This window comes from Dactylosporangium sp. NPDC005572, from assembly GCF_040605515.1.
GTDB lineage: Bacteria > Actinomycetota > Actinomycetes > Mycobacteriales > Micromonosporaceae > Dactylosporangium.
The window spans coordinates 38,486-57,010 of the sequence record NZ_JBEXCY010000060.1 but is presented as its reverse complement, the minus strand read 5'-3'; the positions used below and the strand labels follow the sequence as shown (position 1 = coordinate 57,010).

Sequence of the window (18,525 nt, the reverse complement as noted above, 5' to 3'; positions counted from 1 at the left end):
CACGCTCGGCGGGGCATTTTGTCCGATGTGTGAGCATTTGTCATGGCGACCGTGGCTGGGGCCGCGGTGTTCGTCGCGCTACGCGATCTTGAAGACGACGGTCTCGGCCGCGGCGATCGCGGCGCCCCGGGCGCCCGCCATGTCGCGGTCCGGGACCAGCGAGAACACCGCCGCCGCGGCCTGCTCCTCGCGCAGCAGCGTGTGCTCCCGGACCTGCTCCAGGTACCAGTCGCGGAAGTGCGGGGCGGCCTCGACCACGCCGCCGCCGACGAAGTAGCAGTCGGGGTCGGTGAAGTTGGCCGCGATCGTGAACAGCCGGCCCAGGCCCATCGCCTGCTGCTCGAAGATCTTGAGCGCCAGCTCGTCGCCCTGCTCGGCGAAGGAGCGGACCTGCTTCGCGGCCGCCTTGAGCGAGTCCGCGCGGTGCAGGGGGTGGTCGGGGTACCGGGTGAGCCAGTAGGGCAGCAGGTTGCGCACGATGCCGGTGAGGGAGCTGACGCTCTCCACGTCGCCCAGGAACCCGCAGCCGCACGAGGGCAGCGGCTGGCCCTCCTCCAGCAGCCCGTGCATCGGGATGTGGACGTGGCCCAGCTCGCCGGCCATGCCGGCCGTCCCGCGGATGACCCTGCCCTGCTCGACGACGCCGCCGCCGAGGCCGGTGCCGACGATCGCCGAGACCGACGACCGCTGGTGCGCCTCGGCCCCGAAGTACCTGTGGTGGGCGTAGAGGGCGGCCGCATTGCCGTCGTTGTTGTAGACGACCGGCAGGCCGAGCCGCTCCTCGAGCGCGCCCCGGAAGTCGAAGCCCCACCAGGCCGGCGCGGAGAAGTTCGTCGCGCCCTTCGAGGAGATCACGCCGTCGGCGCTGGCCGGGCCGGGCGTGTCCAGGCCGACCGCGGCGACCCGCAGCCGGTCGACCCGGGTGACCTGGAGAATGTTGTCGAACGCGCCCGCGAGCGCCTCGACCGCCACCTCCGGCCCCTCCAGGACCCGGCTGGGCACCTCCACCAGCCCGTCGACCAGGAAGGCGCCGACGTGGTCGAGCACCGTGGCGTTGTTGGCCGTCCCGCCGTTGTCGAGCCCGACGACGACCCAGTCCTCCGAGATCACGGCATGCACCGTACCTCATCCGCACGTGAGCAGCTTGACCTCAACTTCACTTCAGGTCGCAGAGTGGTCCCCATGAGAGCTGCCGCATTCGAACAGCCCGGTCCGCCCGAGGTCCTCCGCCTGCTCGACCTGCCGGAACCGCAGGCCGGACCGGGTCAGGTCCGGGTCCGGGTGAAGTACGCCGGGGTCCAGCCGTTCGACGCCGGGCTGCGCAGCGGGTGGCGCCCGCCGTACGCCGACGTGAAGCTTCCGCAGATCCCCGGCAACGAGTTCGCCGGCGTGGTCGACCAGGGCACCGCCGAGGTGCCCGCCGGCACCGAGGTGCTCGGGTTCAGCATCTTCAACGCCTACGCGGAGTACATCGTCGTCCCCGCCGACCAGGTCACGCCGAAGCCCGCCGGCGTCCCGTGGGAGGTCGCGGGCGGGTTCACCGCGGGCTGGCAGACCGCCCGGCTCGCCCTGTCGGCGCTCGGCGTCGGCCCGGGCGACACTGTCCTGATCAACGCCGCCGCCGGGTCCACGGGGACCGCCGGCGTGCAGTTGGCCGGCCTGCTCGGCGCGACCGTCGTCGGCACGGCGAGCCCGGCCAACCAGGACTACGTGCGCACGCTCGGGGCGATCCCGCTGGTGTACGGCGAGGGCCTGGCCGACCGGGTCCGCGCCGCGGCACCACAGGGCATCACGGCCGCCATCGACGGCGCCGGGGGAGCGGCGCTGGAGACGTCGCTCGCGCTGGTCGAGGACCGCAAGCGGATCATCACCCTCGTCGAGCACGCGCGCATCGAGGAGCTCGGCCTGGGCAGCATCCAGGGCCAGCGCAGCGCCGCCGCCCTCGCCGAGCTCATCGCGCTCTACGCCGCGGGGAGGACCAGCTGGCTCGTCCGCCGCGTGTACCCCCTCGCCGAGGCGGCCGACGCCCACCGGGAGATCGAGACCGGCCACGGACGGGGCAAGGTCGTGCTGGGCATCGAGGACTGACCGGCGGTCCCGCGTGGCATGGCGGCCGGGGCTGCCCAGCGCCGCCGCCGCGCCGCCGCGTGCACCGTCGTGCCACGCAGCGTCCCCGCCGGTGAGGCCGTTCGTCCCGGCTCGGTCCGGCCGCCTGTCGCCGCACCGATCCGTGCTCCCTCCTCGCGGCCGGGGCGTCACTGCCCCTGGAGGTGGGCCAGGACGGCGAGGACGCGGCGGTTGTCGTCGTCGGAGACCGGGAGGTTGAGCTTCCCGAAGATGTTGGCGATGTGCTTGTTCACGGCGCTCTCGCTGAGGAACAGCTGCTTGGCGATCGCCGTGTTCGAGCGCCCCTCCGCCATCAGCGTCAGCACCTCCCGCTCCCGCGGCGTCAGCGACCCGGTGGTCGCCGACGGCCGCGCCACCAGCTTCGCGATCACCGACGGGTCCATCACCGTGCCACCCGCCGCCACCTGCCGCACCGCGTCGACGAACTGGTCGGCGTTGAACACCCGGTCCTTCAACAGGTACCCGACCGCGCCGGTGCCGTCCGCCAGCAGCTCCCGCGCGTACAGCTGCTCGACGTGCTGCGACAGCACCAGCACCGGCAGGCCCGGCACCACCCGCCGCGCCGCCAGCGCCGCCTGCAGGCCCTCGTCGGTGAAGGTCGGCGGCAGCCGCACGTCCACCACGGCCACGTCGGGCCGGTGCTCCAGCAGCGCCGTGTGCAACGCCGGCCCGCTGTCGACGGCCGCCACGATCTCGAACCCGTGGCTCTGCAGGAGCAGCACCAGACCGTCTCTCAGAAGGTAGAGGTCTTCGGCGAGGACAACGCGCACGGCAGCTCCAGCGTCGCAACGGTCGGCCCGCCCCGCGGGCTGTGGATGGCCAGGGTCCCGTCGAACGTACCCAACCGGCGTTCGATCCCGCGTAACCCCGTCCCCCGGGACGGATCCGCCCCGCCGTCGCCGTCGTCGGTGACCGTGATCCGCAGCAGCCCGTCGCGGTGGCGCAGGTCGACCCCGATCCGCTCGGCCCCGCCGTGCCGCGTGGCGTTGGCCAGCAGCTCGCTCACCGCGAAATACGCCGCCGACTCCACCGGCGCCGGCGGCCGCCCGGCCAGCTCCCCGGCGACGGTGACCTCGGCTGCCGTGTCGAGCGCCAGCGCCCGGACCGCGTCGCCGAGCCCGCGCTCCGACAGCACCGGCGGATGGATGCCGCGCACCAGGTCCCGCAGCTCGGTCAGCGCCGTTGCCGACGTCTCCCGCGCCTGCGCCACCAGCTTCCGCGCCGCCGCCGGGTCGGTGTCCATGAGCCGCTCGATCGCGCCCAGCGTCAGCCCGACCGCGATGAGCCGGGCCTGCGCGCCGTCGTGCAGGTCGCGCTCGATCCGCCGGACCTCGGCGGCCTGCGCGTCGAGCGCGTCGCTGCGGGTCTGCGTGAGCCGCTCCACCCGCTCGCGCAGCGCCGCCTCCTCCGCCGCGGCCTTCGTCGGGCGCAGCAGCAGCGCCGTCCACCGTGCGTTGGCCACCAGCAGCGGCCGGGGCGCCGCCAGGCCCACCGCGACCAGTGCCAGCCCGGCGGCGAGCCCGAGCGTGCGATGGCCGGCCACCGCGCCATACCACGCCGACCAGTCCGCGCCGAAGAACTCCGTCCACGCCCAGGGGAACACCAGCCCCCAGCCGCCGTAGACGACGGCCGCCACCGGCAGGCCGACCAGCGCCAGCGTCGCGACCGGGTCGACGGCCAGCCACAGCAGGTCGCGCCAGGAGGCGATGTCGTTCCAGGTCCACTGCCAGCTGGCGTTGAACGACGCCATCGTCTCGGTCTTGTACAGGTTGTTCTTCACCCGGTACATCCCGTCGGGCCGCAGCTCGGGCCGCAGCTGCGGCGCATACGGCCGGGGGATGCGCACCCCGCCCCACTCGGCGAACTGCCGGCGCAGGTTGACCAGCCACCGGAAGTGCGAGTTGGCGACCGGGATCAGGAACACCAGCCCCAGCCCGAACCCGAGCGCGAAGCACGCCAGGCTGATCGCGAACAGCACCACCTCCGCGGCGGCGCAGGCGACCAGGAACGCGCAGCGCACCCACCCGAGCAGCGTCTGCTCCACCCGCTTCGACGACGACGGCGGCCGCGTGCCCGGCGCGAGCAGCCAGGCGCTCCACCGCGCCACCGCCCCGACCGTCCACGGCAGCGCCACCAGCCCGGGCAGGGCCAGCGCCGCCAGCCAGGCCGGGTGCTCCCACAGCGCCGTCCATGCCGTCGCCCACCACGCGCCCGGGGACGGCACGCCCGGCAGCCCCCACGGCGGGCCCCAGATCCACGTCCATGCCGCCAGGAGCAGCGGCCCGGCGGCCAGCGCCAGCGGCAGCAGGCCCAGCAGCAGGAACCAGAACTGCCACGACAGGTCCCGCTTCGTCGCCGGGTCCTTCATCAGCCAGTCGAGCCGGCGGAAGAACCTCGGGAACCGGGGCGTCTTGTACAGCGTGGCATCGTGCCGATACAACCCCTCGTCGTCCGGCTCGGGGGGCGGCGGTGGCGGCTCGTAGGGCACCGGCACCGCACGGCCGGTCCAGGCCTCGAACATCCGCCGCCAGCGGTTGACGAGCACCCGGCCGGCGTGGATCGGCGGCGGGATCAGGAACACCATGCCGAGCACGACACCCGGAGCCATCAGCACCAGCTGCACGGCGAACAGCACGAGCACGACGACGGTCATGCCGGCGAGCACCGCGGCGCGGAGGAGAGCCCGGGGGTAGGTCATGCGGTACAGCTTCCTCTCGGCGGGCTGCGGGCACAGTGGAGCCAGGTGGAGACTTCGGGGTGGAGCTAGGTACACCATGAGTCGGGTATCCAGCTGTATTCTGCCGGGCGGCCCGGCGGCGCAGGATGCTCCGCATGGCAGTCATCGACGTCCGGCACCCATCGCGGCGCCTCCAGCGTGATTCCGGTGCGCTGATGCGCACGCTCGCCCGCCTCACCGTCGTCGAAACCCGGCTCATGCTCCGCGAGGTCGGCCCCGCCCTGTTCACCGTGCTCCTGCCGATCGCGCTGCTCGCCTTCGGGCTGCCCGCGAGCGCCCGGCGCCCGGACCCGGCCCTGGGCGGCCACCGCGGCGTCGACACGGTCATCCCGTCGATGTCCGTCATGGTGGCCATGGCGATGGTGGCGTTCTTCATGCTGCCGGTAGTCCTCAGCACGTACCGGGAGAAGGGCGTCCTGCGCCGCCTCTCCACCACCCCGGTCAGACCGGCCGCCCTGCTCGGCGCCCAGCTGCTCATGAACGCCGGCGTGGTCCTGTTCGCCACGCTGCTGACCGTCGCCATCGGTGTCACGGCCCTGGACATGCGGATGCCCGACCCGCTGCTCGTCCTGCCGACCCTGGCCCTGGGCATCCTCGCCCTGTTCGCCCTGGGCCTGCTGATCGCGGCGAGGGCCACCACCGCGAAGGCGGCGTCCGTCCACGCCCTGGCCCTGTGGTTCCCGTCGGCGTTCTTCGCCGGCCTGTGGGTCCCGGTCGAGTACCTCCCCGCGGTCCTGCGCCGCATCGGCGACTTCACGCCGCTGGGCGCGTTCCGCCAGGCGATCCAGGCCGCCTGGCTGGGAGAGCCCCCACGCGCCCTGCACCTGCTGGTCCTGGCGGCGACGTTCGCCGCCGCCAGCACCCTGGCCGTCCGCACGTACCGCGCCACGTAGCCGAGCCGCCTCGCATGCGGTCGGTAGCCGTACGGAACGCCACGAGCCGCCGCGCCGACTTGACCTGTGGACAACCCGCCGGTTGTCCACAGGCCGCGATTGGTCGCCTGGCGCGGGTCCTGTGCCGGCGGAAGGCTGACCCACATGGGGGACGAACGAGCGACCGCACCGCGCCGACCCGGCGTCGACGCGAGCGACGGCAGTCACGGCAGGGTGCACGGCGAACACCGCGACCGCGCGCTGGGGGACGGCGAACGGTGCGGGGCGATCAGCCGGACGGGGGCCCTCCGAGCCGGGTTCACCGCGGCCGAGATTCGCGGGCGGCTCGCGAACGGCCGCTGGCAGCGGGTGTTTCCGGGGACGTTCGTGACATTCAGCGGACCGGTGCCGCGGGAGACGTACCTGAGTGCGGTGGCGTTGCACGCCGGAGCGGGTGCGGTGCTCAGCCACCGGACCGCGGCCGAGCTGCACGGGCTGGTCGACGAACCGTCCGCGGTCGTGCACGTCACGGTGCCGGCCGCGCGGCGTCGGCGGCGGTTGGCGGGTGTCGTGTTCCACCGGTCCGGCCGGGTCGGACGCGCGGCGCATCCGGCGCGCCGGCCGCCCCGCACCCGCGTCGAGGACACGGTCGTCGACCTGGTGGACGGGGCCGCGTCGCTCGACGAGGCGATCGGGTGGATCACCCGGGCCTGCGGGCGGCGGCTGACCACCGTGGCCCGGCTGCGTGTGGCGTTCGCCGACCGGCCGCGGGTCCGCTGGCGGCGACGGCTGACCGCGATGCTGTCCGACACCGAGGCCGGCTGCCACTCGGTACTCGAGGCGCGGTACCTCAGCGACGTCGAGCGACCCCACGGACTGCCGGTGGGTGAGCGGCAGTCCCCGGTCGCGACGGGCGGGGCGAGCGCGTACGCGGACGTCGAGTACGCCGGGCTCGGGCTCGTCGTGGAGCTCGACGGGCGGCTCGCCCACTCCGACGACCGGCGAGCCCTGGACCGGCGCCGGGACAATCGGCTGATCGAGCACGGGAGACGCACGCTGCGCTACGGCTGGGCCGAGGTGGTGGACGATCCGTGCGCCGTGGCGGCCCAGGTCGCCCGGGTGCTGTGTGCCGCCGGCTGGGTCGGCCGCCCGAGCACCTGCTCCCGAGCGGGGTGCCCGCTCGCCGCCGGGCCACATGATCGCGGAAGTTTGTGGTGCGTGGAGCGACCGGAAGTTCCGTGATCATGCAGCAGGGCCCGGCGGCGGCGGGGTGGTGTGTCGGCTTGGCAACCTGTGACGGTGCGTGACGCGTTCTGTCACTATGATCGGCCCGGCGGGACGGGGCAGAAGGGGGTGTACCGGGTGGGGCTCATCGCGGAGGCGGCCGTCGACCTCGGTGCCATCGGGCACAATGCGCGGCTGCTCGCCGGGCTGGCCGGGCCGCGGGCGCAGACCATGGCCGTCGTCAAGGCGAACGCGTTCGGTCACGGAGTGCTACCCGTTGCGAACGCCGTTCTGGACCACGGGGTGAGCTGGCTCGGCGTGACGTCCATCACCGAAGGGCTCCAGCTCCGGGACGCGGGGATCGACGCGCCCGTGCTCGCCTGGCTGTACGGGCACGACGACGACTTCCGGACCGCCATCCGCAACGAGATCGACCTGTCCGTGTCGACCGGCGAGCATCTCGAGGCGATCGCGCGCGCCGGGGCCGCCCGGGTGCACCTCAAGGTCGACACCGGGCTGACCCGCAACGGGGTGCAGTGGGAGGAGTGGCCGGCGCTGGTCAAGGTCGCCGCCCAGCAGCGCGGCATCACGGTGCGGGGGATCTGGTCGCACCTCGCCTCCGCCGACGACCCCGGGAACCCGTCGGTGGCGCAGCAGATCGAGCGGTTCGAGGAGGCGCTCGACATCGCGCGGAAGGCGGGGATCGAGCCCGAGGTGCGGCACCTGGCGAACTCGGCCGGGATCGTCGACCATCCGGCGACCCACTACGACCTGGTGCGGGCCGGGCTGGCGCTGTACGGGGTCGAGCCCGTCCCCGGGGTCACCGCGGGGCTCCGGCGGGCCATGACGCTGCGGGCGCGGGCCGTCAACGTCAAGCGCGTGCCGCCGGGCACCGGGGTGTCGTACCTCCACCAGTACGTCACCGGGACCACGTCGACGATGGTGCTGGTGCCGGTCGGGTACGCCGACGGGGTACCGCGGCTGCTCAGCAACCGGGGCGAGGTCAGCGTCCACGGGCAGCGGCGGCCGATCGCCGGGCGGGTCGCCATGGACCAGTTCGTGGTGGCCGCGGGCGACCTCCCCGTCGCGCTCGGTGACGAGATCACGCTGTTCGGCGACGGCAGCGCGGGGGAGCCGACCGTGGAAGAGTGGGCGGCGTGGGCCCAGACGAACCCGCATGAGATCTTGACTGGAATCGGGGCCCGGGTCCCGCGAACGTACTGGGGAGCAACCGCATGACTGAGGAGCGCAAGCGCGTCGCCGTCGTCTTCGGAGGGCGCAGCGGGGAGCACGAGGTCTCGTGCAAGTCGGCGCTGAGCATCGTGCGGTACCTCGACCGGTCGCGCTACGACGTGGTACCGGTGCGGATCACGCCGAACGGCACCTGGGTCTTCGGCGCCGACGCCGCCTCGCCGGAGGAGCTCGACCTGGAGGGCCTGCTCGCGCTGACCAAGGAGACGGGCGAGGTCGCCCTGGCCAGCCTGGCCGAGGCGATTGGCACGCTGCGCGAGGCCGACGTCGTGTTCCCGGCGATCCACGGGCCCTACGGCGAGGACGGCACGATCCAGTCGGTGCTGGAGATGGTGCGCCTGCCGTACGTGGGCAGCGGCGTGTTCGCCAGCGCCGCCGGCATGGACAAGGAGTTCACCAAGAAGCTGCTGGTCGCCGAGGGGCTGCCGGTCGCCGACGGGGTCGTCCTGCGCGGCGGTGCGGGCACCCTCAGCGCGGCCGAGAAGGAGCGGCTCGGGCTGCCGGTGTTCGTCAAGCCGTCGCGGGCCGGGTCCAGCCTCGGCGTGTCGAAGGTCGAGGACTGGAGCGAGCTGGAGGCCGCGCTGACCGAGGCGCGCGACAGCGACGCCAAGGTGCTCGTCGAGGAGATGGTGCACGGGCGTGAGGTCGACCTCGGCGTGCTCGAGCACCCCGACGGGTCGCTGCAGGTGGGGCCGCCGCTGGAGATCCGCTTCCCGGACGAGCACGAGTTCTTCGACTACGAGGCGAAGTACCTCGACCCGTCGACGATCTTCGACATCCCCGCGCCGCTGGACCCGCAGATCGTCGAGCAGCTGCAGGACCTGTCGGTGCGCACGTTCCGGGCCCTGGAGTGCCGGGGACTGCTGCGGGTCGACTTCTTCCTGCGGTACGGGACGGAACCGGTGATCAACGAGGTGAACACGTTCCCCGGGTTCACGGCCGTCTCGCAGTACCCGCAGATGTTCCGGGTGGCCGGCCTGGACTATCCGGCGCTCTGCGACGTGCTCATCCGCACGGCGCTCGCCCGGCAGGCGCGACCGGCGCTACCACGATAGGCCGGTCAGCCGCTCGTAGACCTCGACGTAGCGGGCCCGGGTCAGGGCGACGACCTCGTCCGGCACCTCCGGGCCCGGCGCCGTCTTGTCCCAGCCGGTGCCCAGCGCCCAGTCGCGCACGAGCTGCTTGTCGAACGAGAACTGGGTGCGGCCCGGCTCCCACTGGTCGAGCGGCCAGAAGCGGGACGAGTCGGGGGTGAGCACCTCGTCGGCGAGCACCACCCGGCCGTCGGCGTCCCGGCCGAACTCCAGCTTCGTGTCGGCGACGACGATGCCCCGCTCGGCGGCGACGGCAGCGCCCCGCTCGTACACCCGCAGCGTGAGGTCGCGCAGCTCGTCGGCCACGTCCTTGCCGATCTCCGCGCGGACCTCGTCGAGCGTCACGAACTCGTCGTGCTCGCCGACCGCGGCCTTGGTGGTCGGGGTGAACACCGGCAACGGCAGCCGCGAGCCCTCGACGAGCCCGGCGGGCAGCGGCACCCCGGCGATCTGGCCGCCGGCCCGGTACTCGCTGAGGCCCAGGCCGGCCAGGTAGCCGCGGGCGATGCACTCGACGGGCAGCATCGCGAGCCGCCGGCACCGGATGGCCCGGCCGGCGAACTCGGCGGGCACGTCCTCGGCGGAGATCACGTGGTTGGGCACGATGTCGGCGAGCTGCTCGAACCACCACAGGGACAGCCGGGTGAGCACGCTCCCCTTGTCCGGGACGGGCGTCGGCAGGACCACGTCGTAGACGGAGATGCGGTCCGATGCCACCAGGATGAGATCGTCACCGTCCGCGTAGACGTCGCGGACCTTGCCCGAGTGCAGCAGCTTCACCCCGGAAGCCTATCGGGCGCGTAGCGTGGGGAACGCTGAGGTCCGCGTAGAAAGGTGCCTGTCATGGGCTTCGATCCGGCCAAGACCGCCATCGTCCTCATCGAGTACCAGAACGACTTCGTCTCCGCGGGCGGCGCGTTCCACGCCGCCGTCCAGCCGGTCATGGAGAAGACCGGCATGCTCGCCAACACCCGCACGGCGATCGCGGCGGCCCGGGCCGCCGGGGTGACGATCATCCACGCGCCGATCACGTTCGCGCCCGGCTACAACGAGATCACGTCCCACCCGTACGGCATCCTCAAGGGCGTCGTCGACGGCAACGCCTTCGTGAAGGGGGAGTGGGGCGCCGAGATCGCCGACGAGCTCGCGCCGCAGCCGGGCGACATCGTCGTCGAGGGCAAGCGCGGGCTCGACACGTTCGCCAGCACCAACCTCGACTTCATCCTGCGCAGCAAGGGGATCACGACGATCGCGATCGGCGGCTTCCTCACCAACTGCTGCGTCGAGTCGACCATGCGCACCGGCTACGAGCACGGCTATCAGGTGATCACGCTGCAGGACTGCATGGCCGCGACCTCGGCCGAGGAGCACGACAACGCGATCCGCTACGACTTCCCGATGTTCTCCACCCCGATGTCCGCGGACGAGTTCGCCCGGCAGCTCTAGAGCGGCGGGTCGTCGCCCCTCGAGTGCTCGGCCAGGAAGCGCTCCAGCTCGGCGCCGATCTCGTCGGCCGTCGGCAGCGGCGCCGGCGAGTCGGCGAGCAGGTTGTTGCCCTGGCGGCCGCGGGTGTAGGCGTCGTACTGCTCCTCCAGCGCCCGCACCAGCGACGCCGCCTCGTCCGCCTGGGCGATCTGCACGTCGATCTCGGTGCGGACCGCCTCGGCGGCCGAGTGCAGCTCCTCGGTCGGCACCCGCAGCCCGGTCGCGTCGGACAGGCACTGCAGCAGCTTCTCCGCCGCGGCCGGGAACTCGGCCTGCGCCACGTAATGCGGCACGTGCACGGCGAAGCCGAACGCGTCGCGGTCCTGCTGGCCGATGCGGTACTCCAGGAGGTTGCCGACGCTGCCCGGCACCTGGACCCGCTGCAGCCACGGCTCGAAGCCGGCGATGAGGTCACGGCTGGTGCCGTGGGCCGTCACCCCGGTCGGGCGGGTGTGCGGCACGGCCATCGGGATCGCGGTGAGGCCGACCGTCGCGCGCACCTCGAAGCGCTCGATGAGCTCCAGCACGGCGGCGGTGAACCGCTCCCACTGCAGGTCGGGCTCCGGGCCGTCGAGGAGCAGGAACTCGGTGCCGGTCGCGTCGCGCAGCACGCGCAGCAGCAGCCGCGGCTGCTCGTAGTGCTCCCAGTGGTCCTCGACGAACAGCATCGCCGGGCGGCGGCTGCGGTAGTCGTAGAGCTGGTCGAGGTCGAAGGTGGCGATGGTGCGCGGGGAGCCGACGGTGAGCAGGTGCTCGCGGGCGAGCCGGCTGGCGTTGCCGGCGTCGACGAAGCCCGTCAGCGCGTGGACGAGCACCGGGCGGTCGACCGCCGGCGGGTCGTCGGTGAGCGTGTAGAGCTCGCTTGGGTTGAGCACCGGAACCCGGCCTCCTTTTTTAGTCCTGCAACCCGTCGGTCTGTCAGATCATTCCATCCTGGGACGCCCACGGATTCGTGAGGATCGCGTAGACGAGCGCGTCCACCGCGGGCGCCAGAGTGGTGAACGACGGGCCGGCGCCCGTGTAAGGGTCGGACACCTGGAGCATCATCTCGTGCACGCCTCCCACCAGGGCGATGGCCAGCAGCTGCGACAGCCTCGGGATGGCCGGGTCGGCCGCCCGGGCCGCGTCGACCACCTCGACCAGCGTATCGGCGAACCGCCGCTGCATCTGCTGGCGCAGGCGGAACGCCTTCGGCCCGGCCGCCTGGATCTCCACGAGCAGCGTGCGGGTGACCGCGGGCATGCCCTCCAGGGCGTTCAGGTACGCGGTCACGCCGTCGTTGACGAGCTCCCTCCACGACTTCTGCCCGCCGACCGCGGCGCCGCGCACGACGGCCAGGAGGTGCTCGCAGCCCTGCTCGTACAGGGCCATGAGGCAGGCCTCCTTGTCGGTGAAGTGCTCGTAGAACGTGCGCTTCGACACACGCGCGTGCATGACGATGTCGGCGATCGTGGTCGCCGCGTAGCCCTTCCCGGCGATCGACGCGGCCAGCCCGCCGGTGAGATCGGCCCGGAGCTCATCGACGGTCCTGGTGCTCGTCATGTGATGTTGCCGGCCTTCCGCGAGAATGATTCCTGGTGCTAGTTTGCCTGGTACTGAACGGTACCGCCGATGGGAGGCCCCGCGTGAAGCGCAGTCTGTCCGGACAGGTGGTGCTCGTCACCGGGGCGGCCCGCGGGATCGGTGAGCACACCGCCCGCCTCGCCGCCGCCCGCGGCGCCAAGCTTGCCCTCGTCGGCCTCGAACCCGAGCGGCTCGAGGCGCTCGCCGGCGAGCTCGGCGCGGTCTGGTTCGCCTGCGACGTCACCGACCAGGCCGGCCTGGCGGCGGCCGTCGACGGCACCGTCGCCGCCTACGGGCGGATCGACGCGGTGCTCGCCAACGCGGGCGTGGCCAGCCGCGGCACGGTCGCCACCGGCGACGTGGCCGCCCTGATACGCACGGTCGAGGTCAACCTGGTCGGGGTCATGCGCACGGCCGCGGCCTGTCTGCCGCAGCTCATCGCCGCTCAGGGGTACCTGCTGATCGTCGCGTCGGCGGCCTCGTTCGCGGCGCTGCCCGGCATGGCGCCGTACTGCGCCTCGAAGGCCGGCGTCGAGCACTTCGGCAACGCCGTGCGCCTGGAGGTCGCGCACCACGGCGTCGCCGTGGGCACCGCGCACCCGTCATGGATCGACACCGATCTGGTGCGCGACGCCAAGGACGACCTGCCCGCGTTCCGCGAGACGCTGCGCCGGCTGCCGCCGCCGATGGGGTCGACCACGTCGGTGCAGCGCTGCGCCGAGCGGTTCGTCGACGCGCTGGAGCGCCGCCGCCGCAAGGTGTTCGTGCCGCGCAGCGTGGCGCTGATGTACTGGCTGCGGACGTTCTTGAGCAGCCGCCTCGCCGAGCTCGTCATGGCCCGCCAGGCGCGCACCAGCGTGCCGGCGATGGAGGCGCAGGTCCGGTCGCTCAGCCGCGGCTTCGGCGCGCACACCGCTGCGCCCCTGCCGGCCGCTCAGGTGCCGGACGGGCCCGGCTTCATCGCGGACCGCTACCACCGCTGAGCGGTCCGCCGCCGCCACCGAGCGGTCCGCCACCACCGCCGAGTGCGCCGCCACCGCCGCCGAGGCGCGCCTCGTGCACCAGGATCGCGACCTGCACGCGGTTGGTGCAGCCGAGCTTGGCGAGGATGCGCGACACGTAGGTCTTCACCGTCGCCACGCTCATGTGCAGCGCCGCGCTGATCTCGGCGTTGGAGCCGCCCTCGGCCACCGCCTCGGCGACGTCCCGCTCCCGCGGCGTGAGCGCGTCGAGCGCCCGGGCGGCCGCGCGCCGCCGCTCGCCGGCCTCGTCGTGCACGACGTGCTCGATCAGCCGTCGTACCACGGAGGGCGAGAGCATCTGCTCGCCCCCGGCGACCCGCCGCACCGCGTCGAGGATCGCCAGCGGCGGGGTGTCCTTGAGCAGGAACCCGTGCGCACCGTGGCGCAGCGCCCGCAGTACATGATCATCTGTATCGAAGGTCGTCAGCATGATCACCGCGGGGGCGGACCCGGCCGCCTGGAGCGCCTCCAGGGCGGCCAGCCCGTCCATCCGCGGCATGCGGATGTCCATGAGGACGACGTCCGGGTGCAGCGACCGCGCCGCGGCGACCGCCGCCGCACCGTCCCCGGCCTCGCCGACCAGGTCGAGCGTGGGGTCGCCGCCGAGGACCATGCCGAGCCCGGCCCGCACGAGCGGGTCGTCGTCGACGATGAGCAACCGGATCACGTCGGCCACGGTATCCACGCCTCCAGATGGAAGTCGACCGCTCCGCCCGTGCGCCGCGGCCCGTGCTCCAGCCGCCCGCCGGCCAGGCTCACCCGCTCCGCGAGCCCGACGAGCCCCGACCGCGAGCCGGGCAGCGCCGGGGTGACCGGCCGGGCCGGCAGCGGGTTGTGCAGCCGGATGTGCAGGTCGCCCTCGTCGGTCCGGGCGAGACTCAGCTGTACCGCGGCGCCGGGCGCATGCTTGCGGGCGTTGGTCAGCCCCTCCTGGACCAGGCGGAACGCGGTCCGGTTGACCACCGGCGGCGGGGTGTCCGCTCCGTCGAGCCGGTTGTCGAGGGACACCGGCGTGCCGGCCTGGCGGGCCTCCGCCACGAGCTCGTCGAGGTCCGCGAGGTCCTGCCGGGGGCGCAGGCTCTCGTCGGCGCTGGTGCGCAGCACGCCGAGGATCTCGCGCAGCTCCTCCATCGCCTGGTGCGCGCTCGCCCGGATCGTGGTGCCGGCCGCGGCCACCTGCTCGCGCGACAGGTCCTTGCGGATCTCCAGCGCGCCCGCGTGCAGGCTGATGAGCGAGATCCGGTGGGCCAGCACGTCGTGCATCTCCCGCGCGATGCGCTCCCGCTCCAGGCCGCGCTGGAGCTCGGCCTGCTGCTCGGCGGCCTGCTCGGCGCGGACCGCCCGCTCGCGCAGCGACGCGACCAGCTCGCGCCGGCCACGCACGTTGACGCCCCAGGCCACGGCGACCGCCAGGATCAGCAGCGCGATCGTGTTGGCGCCGACCGGGTTGAGGTCCGGGTCGGGGTACACGACGGTGTAGGGGATCGGCACCACGAAGTGCGCCGCCGCCACCCACAGGGCGACCCGCAGCGGCCGGTGTACCGCCACGCCGAACACGGCGATCGCGGCCACGCCGCCGGCCATGTCGGTCACCGCCGACGGGATCAGCACGAGCAGCGCCACCGCCACCGGCCAGCGCCGCCGCCACCACAGCAGCACGACCGCGGGCACGGTGAGCAGCGAGCCGAGCAGGAACCGCTCGTCCGACAGCGAGCCGTTGTCGAGCCCGGCGCCGGCCGCCATCGCCCACACCAGCACGGCAATGGCCGTGCCGGTGGCGTCGACGAGGATGTCGCGGGCGCGCCTCATGACCGCACCAGCGGCCGCCAGTGCTGGGTGGGGCCGTCGTCGCGGACGGTGTACCCGAGCTTCTGCACCTCGTCGCGCAGCTCGGCCGCGTCCTTCGCGCTCTTCTTGCTCAGCGCCACGGCCCGCGCGGCGAGCACGGCGTTGACGGCGCCCGGCAGGTCGGGCAGGTCCGGCACCCAGCGGCGGAACAGCTCCTCGTACGGGTCGCGCGGCTGCCACGGGTACCCGTGCGCGCGGAACGCCTCCTCCACGCCCGCCTTGCCGGCGCCCTCCAGCTTGTCCCGCACGACCTGCCGGGACTCCCGGTCGAGCACCACGAGCAGGCTCCCGTCGACGAACACGGCGTCGACGTCGCGGCGGGCCACCGTCCGCGTCCGGTCGCCCTCGGTGAGGCGCAGCTCGGTGTCGCCGACCGTCACGCGCAGCGTCTCGAACACGGCCACGAACGCGAACACGGCCCCGAGCAGCAGTCCGGCCCCCACTCCGGCGTACCGCCCGAGCCCGTCGTCGAGCTCCGCCACCAGCCGCAGCGGCCCGGCGAACGGCGTCCACGGCAGCGACAGCAGCCACCGCGCGGCGACGGGCAGCCCCCACCCGGCGAGCGCACCGAGCGCGGGCAGCCCGGCCCAGAGCAGCACCCGGTCGAGGCGCGTCAGCCCCAGGACGTGATCAGCCATACGGCCACCGTAGGCAGTCCCGGTGGCGTGCGGACAGTCGCCGAAAGTTGTCAGGTCGGGTCCGGTCAGGTCCCGGTGATGTGGATCGCCTCCACCCAGCCCGGCGGGGGAGGCGGGGCGGCGCCGACCAGGCCGGCGATGAGCCGGCAGCCCATCGGCTCGTCGGGCCACGGCGTGAAGCCGTCCGTCAGCACGACGATGATCTCCGGCTTCTCCGGCCCCTGCCGGGCCCGGGTGATGCCGACCCGCATGTCGGTGCCACCGCCGCCGGCCAGCTGCACCTGCTCCGCCTTCGTCACCCGCGTCACGGCGTGCACGTCGGCGTCGCAGGCCAGGACCGTGACCCGGTTGCCCCGGATGCCGACCGCCCGCAGCACGCCGGTGACCTCGCCCAGCGCCGACGCCAGGTCGTCCTGCCCCATCGACCCGGACGTGTCGATGACGATCGCGACCTGCGGCAGCGGCCGCCGCAGGCTCGGCAGCACCACCCCGCGCAGCGCGCCGCTGCGCCGCCCCGGCCGCGCATACGTGTAGTCGACCGCCCCGCTCGCCCACGCCACGGCCTGCCGCAGCGCCCCGGTGAGCAGCCGCCGCCAGTCGACGACCGGCTCGGCGATCTGGTCGGCCCAGCGCTTCCAGCCGTCCGGCACGGTGCCCTGCGACCGCACGTGCGAGCGGACCGCCGCGGCCGTCTGCCGCCGGATCGCGTCGGCCTCGACCGGCCGCACCTCGGGCGCCCCGCCCTCACCGAGCTCGCCGGGCACGGTGATGCCGTGCGCCCCGGACCCGCACTGCACGAAGAAGGCCGGCGTAGCCGGGATGCCGTCCAGATACTCCTCGAAGAGCCGCCCCTCCGGCAGCCCGAACGTCTTCGGCTCGACCCGAGCCGCCGGCAGCGTCAGCCCGTCGGCCACGAGGTCGTCGTTGATCTCGCAGTCCTGCGCGAGGTTGACCCGGTGGTGGTCGATCCGGTCCGCGGTCTGCAGCCGGTCGGCCCGCCCGTGGTGGTCGCGCAGCAGGTGCGCGACCTCGTGGATCCAGACCCCGGCGAGCTCGTCGACGTCGTGCCCGGCGACGAACTCCGGGTTCACGTACAGCCGCCAGTGCCGGTCGACCCCCATCGTCGCGAGGTGCCAGCTGGGCACCACCGACAGCGCATACAGCGCGGTCGCGAGATACGGCCGCAGCTTCGCCGCCCGGAACCGCGCCGCGAGCAGCTTGGTCCGGTCGAGCACCGCGCCGGCGGGCGCCTTCGCCTCCGCAGCATGGTGCCCGCACAGGTGCTCACCCGCGCCCTCGTCGTTCGCAGCGGGCTGGGCATCGTCGTGGTCGCCCGACGGCGGGTGGGCCGGCGGCAGACCGTCGGCCGGGGGCGGCTGCGCACCCGCGGCGCCGTTGTGCGCGCCGTCGGCCGGGGCGGTGTCGTGGTCGGGGCGGCGCTGGGCCGGCACCGCGGCCGGCGGGGGCGCGGGCGTCGTCGAGGTCTGGTCGGTGGTCAGCTCAACGCTCCCGACAGGCGCAGGATGTCGACGAACGCGTCGATCGTCGGCGGCACCGCCCAGGACTTGTGGCGCATGACGGCCAGGTCGTGCGCGGCGCGGGCGGCCACGTCGGGGACGCCGGCGTCGACGGCCTTGGCGAGGACCGTCCAGGCCGCGTCCCAGCGGGCGTGGGTCAGATCGGACTGGACCGCCGCCACGATCGCCGTCAGGAAGGCGAGCTGGCGGTCGCCGCGGGACGGCAGCTGGAACGCGTCCGGGTTGGCCAGGACCCGGTTGGGGTCGGGGAGGTCCAGCTCGTCGAGGTAGTTGAGCAGCTCCAGGCCGGCGCCGTCGCCGATCGCGCCGACCAGGGCGGTCGACAGCGCCTCGCGGCCCGCGTCGCTGGCCATGCCGAAGGTGAGCAGGCGCAGCGCCATCTCCCAGGTGCGCGGGGACGGCCAGGCGCCGCCGCGGGCCTCGGCGTCGGCCGGCAGGTGGTGGGTCAGGCCGGGGCGGGCGGTGAGGAAGCCGGAGAGCGTGCCGCGGGCGCGGGCCAGCGCCGACGTGGTGCGGCCCGGCTCGACGCGGGGGAGGTTGGCGGTGGGCCAGGTGCCGGCCAGGCCGCGGGCGACGACCGCCGGGTCGTGGGTCCACTGGAGGTGGACGAACCGGTTGGCGAGGGGCGGGCTCAGATGCCACCCGTCGGCGGCGCTGGCCGGCGGGTTGGCCGCGGCGACCACCCGGATCGCCGGCGGCAGCTCCAGGCTGCCCACCCGCCGCTCCAGCACCACGCGCAGCAGCGCGGCCTGCACGGCCGGCGGCGCCGAGGACAGCTCGTCGAAGAACACGATGCCCTCGCCGCGCCGGCTCAGGCGCACCGCCCAGTCGGGCGGGGCCATCGGGACGCCCTGCGTCGCCGGGTCGTCGCCGACGACGGGCAGGCCGGCGAAGTCGGACGGCTCGTGGATGCTCGCGATGACCGTCTCCATCGTCACGCCGAGCCGGTCGGACAGCTGCTGCAGCGCCGAGGACTTGCCGATGCCGGGCTCGCCCCACAACAGCACCGGCAGGTTGGCGGAGACGGCGAGGGCGAGCGCCTCCAGCTGGATGTTGGGCCGCAGCTCCACCCGCGTGGCCCGGGTGGCCGCGATCAGCTCGTCGGCCTCGGCGAGAAGACTCATGC

At 73.8% G+C, this 18,525-nt stretch carries 18 protein-coding genes; 7 read left to right on the top strand and 11 right to left on the bottom strand.

From position 1 onward, the window contains the following. Nucleotides 1-78: 78 nt before the first annotated feature. Nucleotides 79-1,110: an ROK family protein gene (locus tag ABZS66_RS26975; RefSeq protein WP_354762263.1), complete on the bottom strand. Its 1,032-nt coding sequence runs from the start codon at nucleotides 1,108-1,110 to the stop codon at nucleotides 79-81. Nucleotides 1,111-1,182: 72 nt separating this feature from the next. Between ABZS66_RS26975 and ABZS66_RS26970 the strand changes: the two genes are divergently transcribed. Next, nucleotides 1,183-2,088 carry an NADP-dependent oxidoreductase gene (locus tag ABZS66_RS26970; RefSeq protein ID WP_354762261.1) on the top strand — a complete coding sequence of 302 codons (906 nt, stop codon included), beginning with the start codon at nucleotides 1,183-1,185 and terminating at the stop codon, nucleotides 2,086-2,088. Nucleotides 2,089-2,255: 167 nt separating this feature from the next. On the opposite strand, the gene ABZS66_RS26965 is transcribed toward ABZS66_RS26970, so the two are convergent. Beyond that, nucleotides 2,256-2,897, bottom strand: a complete 642-nt coding sequence (locus ABZS66_RS26965; protein ID WP_354762259.1) for a response regulator transcription factor — start codon at nucleotides 2,895-2,897, stop codon at nucleotides 2,256-2,258. Continuing rightward, the gene (locus ABZS66_RS26960; RefSeq protein ID WP_354762257.1) at nucleotides 2,861-4,825 is read right to left on the bottom strand and encodes a histidine kinase; all 1,965 of its coding nucleotides are present in this window, start codon (nucleotides 4,823-4,825) and stop codon (nucleotides 2,861-2,863) included. Before ABZS66_RS26960 ends, ABZS66_RS26965 begins: the two co-directional genes overlap by 37 nt. A gap of 134 nt (nucleotides 4,826-4,959) precedes the next feature. Here ABZS66_RS26960 and ABZS66_RS26955 point away from each other — a divergent pair, with 134 nt between their 5' ends. The 4 genes from ABZS66_RS26955 (at nucleotide 4,960) to ABZS66_RS26940 (ending at nucleotide 9,266) form a co-directional block, all read left to right on the top strand. After that, complete coding sequence (locus ABZS66_RS26955) at nucleotides 4,960-5,757, top strand: ABC transporter permease (protein WP_354762255.1); 798 nt, start codon at nucleotides 4,960-4,962, stop codon at nucleotides 5,755-5,757. A gap of 144 nt (nucleotides 5,758-5,901) precedes the next feature. Then, nucleotides 5,902-6,978, top strand: coding sequence for a hypothetical protein (locus ABZS66_RS26950; protein WP_354762253.1), 1,077 nt, complete (start codon nucleotides 5,902-5,904; stop codon nucleotides 6,976-6,978). Between the two features lie 120 nt (nucleotides 6,979-7,098). After that, nucleotides 7,099-8,199, top strand: a complete 1,101-nt coding sequence (alr, locus tag ABZS66_RS26945) for an alanine racemase (protein ID WP_354762251.1) — start codon at nucleotides 7,099-7,101, stop codon at nucleotides 8,197-8,199. Further along, nucleotides 8,196-9,266, top strand: a complete 1,071-nt coding sequence (locus ABZS66_RS26940) for a D-alanine--D-alanine ligase family protein (protein WP_354762249.1) — start codon at nucleotides 8,196-8,198, stop codon at nucleotides 9,264-9,266. Before alr ends, ABZS66_RS26940 begins: the two co-directional genes overlap by 4 nt. On the opposite strand, the gene ABZS66_RS26935 is transcribed toward ABZS66_RS26940, so the two are convergent. Next, nucleotides 9,255-10,085 (bottom strand): phosphoribosylaminoimidazolesuccinocarboxamide synthase, encoded by an 831-nt coding sequence (locus ABZS66_RS26935; RefSeq protein ID WP_354762247.1) that lies wholly within the window; start codon nucleotides 10,083-10,085, stop codon nucleotides 9,255-9,257. The two genes, ABZS66_RS26940 and ABZS66_RS26935, sit on opposite strands and share 12 nt — an antisense overlap. 63 nt (nucleotides 10,086-10,148) lie before the next feature. On the opposite strand from ABZS66_RS26935, the gene ABZS66_RS26930 reads away from it, so the two are divergent. Continuing rightward, nucleotides 10,149-10,751 carry a cysteine hydrolase gene (locus ABZS66_RS26930; RefSeq protein ID WP_354762245.1) on the top strand — a complete coding sequence of 201 codons (603 nt, stop codon included), beginning with the start codon at nucleotides 10,149-10,151 and terminating at the stop codon, nucleotides 10,749-10,751. Here the strand turns inward: ABZS66_RS26930 and ABZS66_RS26925 are convergent. Both ABZS66_RS26925 and ABZS66_RS26920 read right to left on the bottom strand, forming a co-directional pair. Then, nucleotides 10,748-11,665: a PAC2 family protein gene (locus ABZS66_RS26925; protein ID WP_354762243.1), complete on the bottom strand. Its 918-nt coding sequence runs from the start codon at nucleotides 11,663-11,665 to the stop codon at nucleotides 10,748-10,750. The genes ABZS66_RS26930 and ABZS66_RS26925 overlap by 4 nt on opposite strands. A gap of 43 nt (nucleotides 11,666-11,708) precedes the next feature. Beyond that, nucleotides 11,709-12,332, bottom strand: coding sequence for a TetR/AcrR family transcriptional regulator (locus tag ABZS66_RS26920; protein ID WP_354762241.1), 624 nt, complete (start codon nucleotides 12,330-12,332; stop codon nucleotides 11,709-11,711). Nucleotides 12,333-12,415: 83 nt separating this feature from the next. Here ABZS66_RS26920 and ABZS66_RS26915 point away from each other — a divergent pair, with 83 nt between their 5' ends. Continuing rightward, nucleotides 12,416-13,336: an SDR family oxidoreductase gene (locus ABZS66_RS26915; RefSeq protein ID WP_354762239.1), complete on the top strand. Its 921-nt coding sequence runs from the start codon at nucleotides 12,416-12,418 to the stop codon at nucleotides 13,334-13,336. Here the strand turns inward: ABZS66_RS26915 and ABZS66_RS26910 are convergent. The 5 genes from ABZS66_RS26910 to ABZS66_RS26890 form a co-directional block, all read right to left on the bottom strand. Then, nucleotides 13,311-14,051 (bottom strand): response regulator transcription factor, encoded by a 741-nt coding sequence (locus ABZS66_RS26910; RefSeq protein WP_354762265.1) that lies wholly within the window; start codon nucleotides 14,049-14,051, stop codon nucleotides 13,311-13,313. The two genes, ABZS66_RS26915 and ABZS66_RS26910, sit on opposite strands and share 26 nt — an antisense overlap. Continuing rightward, on the bottom strand, nucleotides 14,039-15,184 hold the full coding sequence (locus ABZS66_RS26905; RefSeq protein ID WP_354762237.1) for a histidine kinase: 1,146 nt from the start codon (nucleotides 15,182-15,184) through the stop codon (nucleotides 14,039-14,041). The genes ABZS66_RS26910 and ABZS66_RS26905 overlap by 13 nt, the downstream gene beginning before the upstream one ends. Beyond that, the gene (locus tag ABZS66_RS26900) at nucleotides 15,181-15,861 is read right to left on the bottom strand and encodes a hypothetical protein (protein WP_354762235.1); all 681 of its coding nucleotides are present in this window, start codon (nucleotides 15,859-15,861) and stop codon (nucleotides 15,181-15,183) included. Before ABZS66_RS26900 ends, ABZS66_RS26905 begins: the two co-directional genes overlap by 4 nt. Before the next feature lie 65 nt (nucleotides 15,862-15,926). Beyond that, nucleotides 15,927-17,312, bottom strand: a complete 1,386-nt coding sequence (locus ABZS66_RS26895) for a VWA-like domain-containing protein (RefSeq protein ID WP_354762233.1) — start codon at nucleotides 17,310-17,312, stop codon at nucleotides 15,927-15,929. A gap of 44 nt (nucleotides 17,313-17,356) precedes the next feature. Next, on the bottom strand, nucleotides 17,357-18,523 hold the full coding sequence (locus ABZS66_RS26890; RefSeq protein ID WP_354762231.1) for an AAA family ATPase: 1,167 nt from the start codon (nucleotides 18,521-18,523) through the stop codon (nucleotides 17,357-17,359). Nucleotides 18,524-18,525 lie beyond the last annotated feature (2 nt).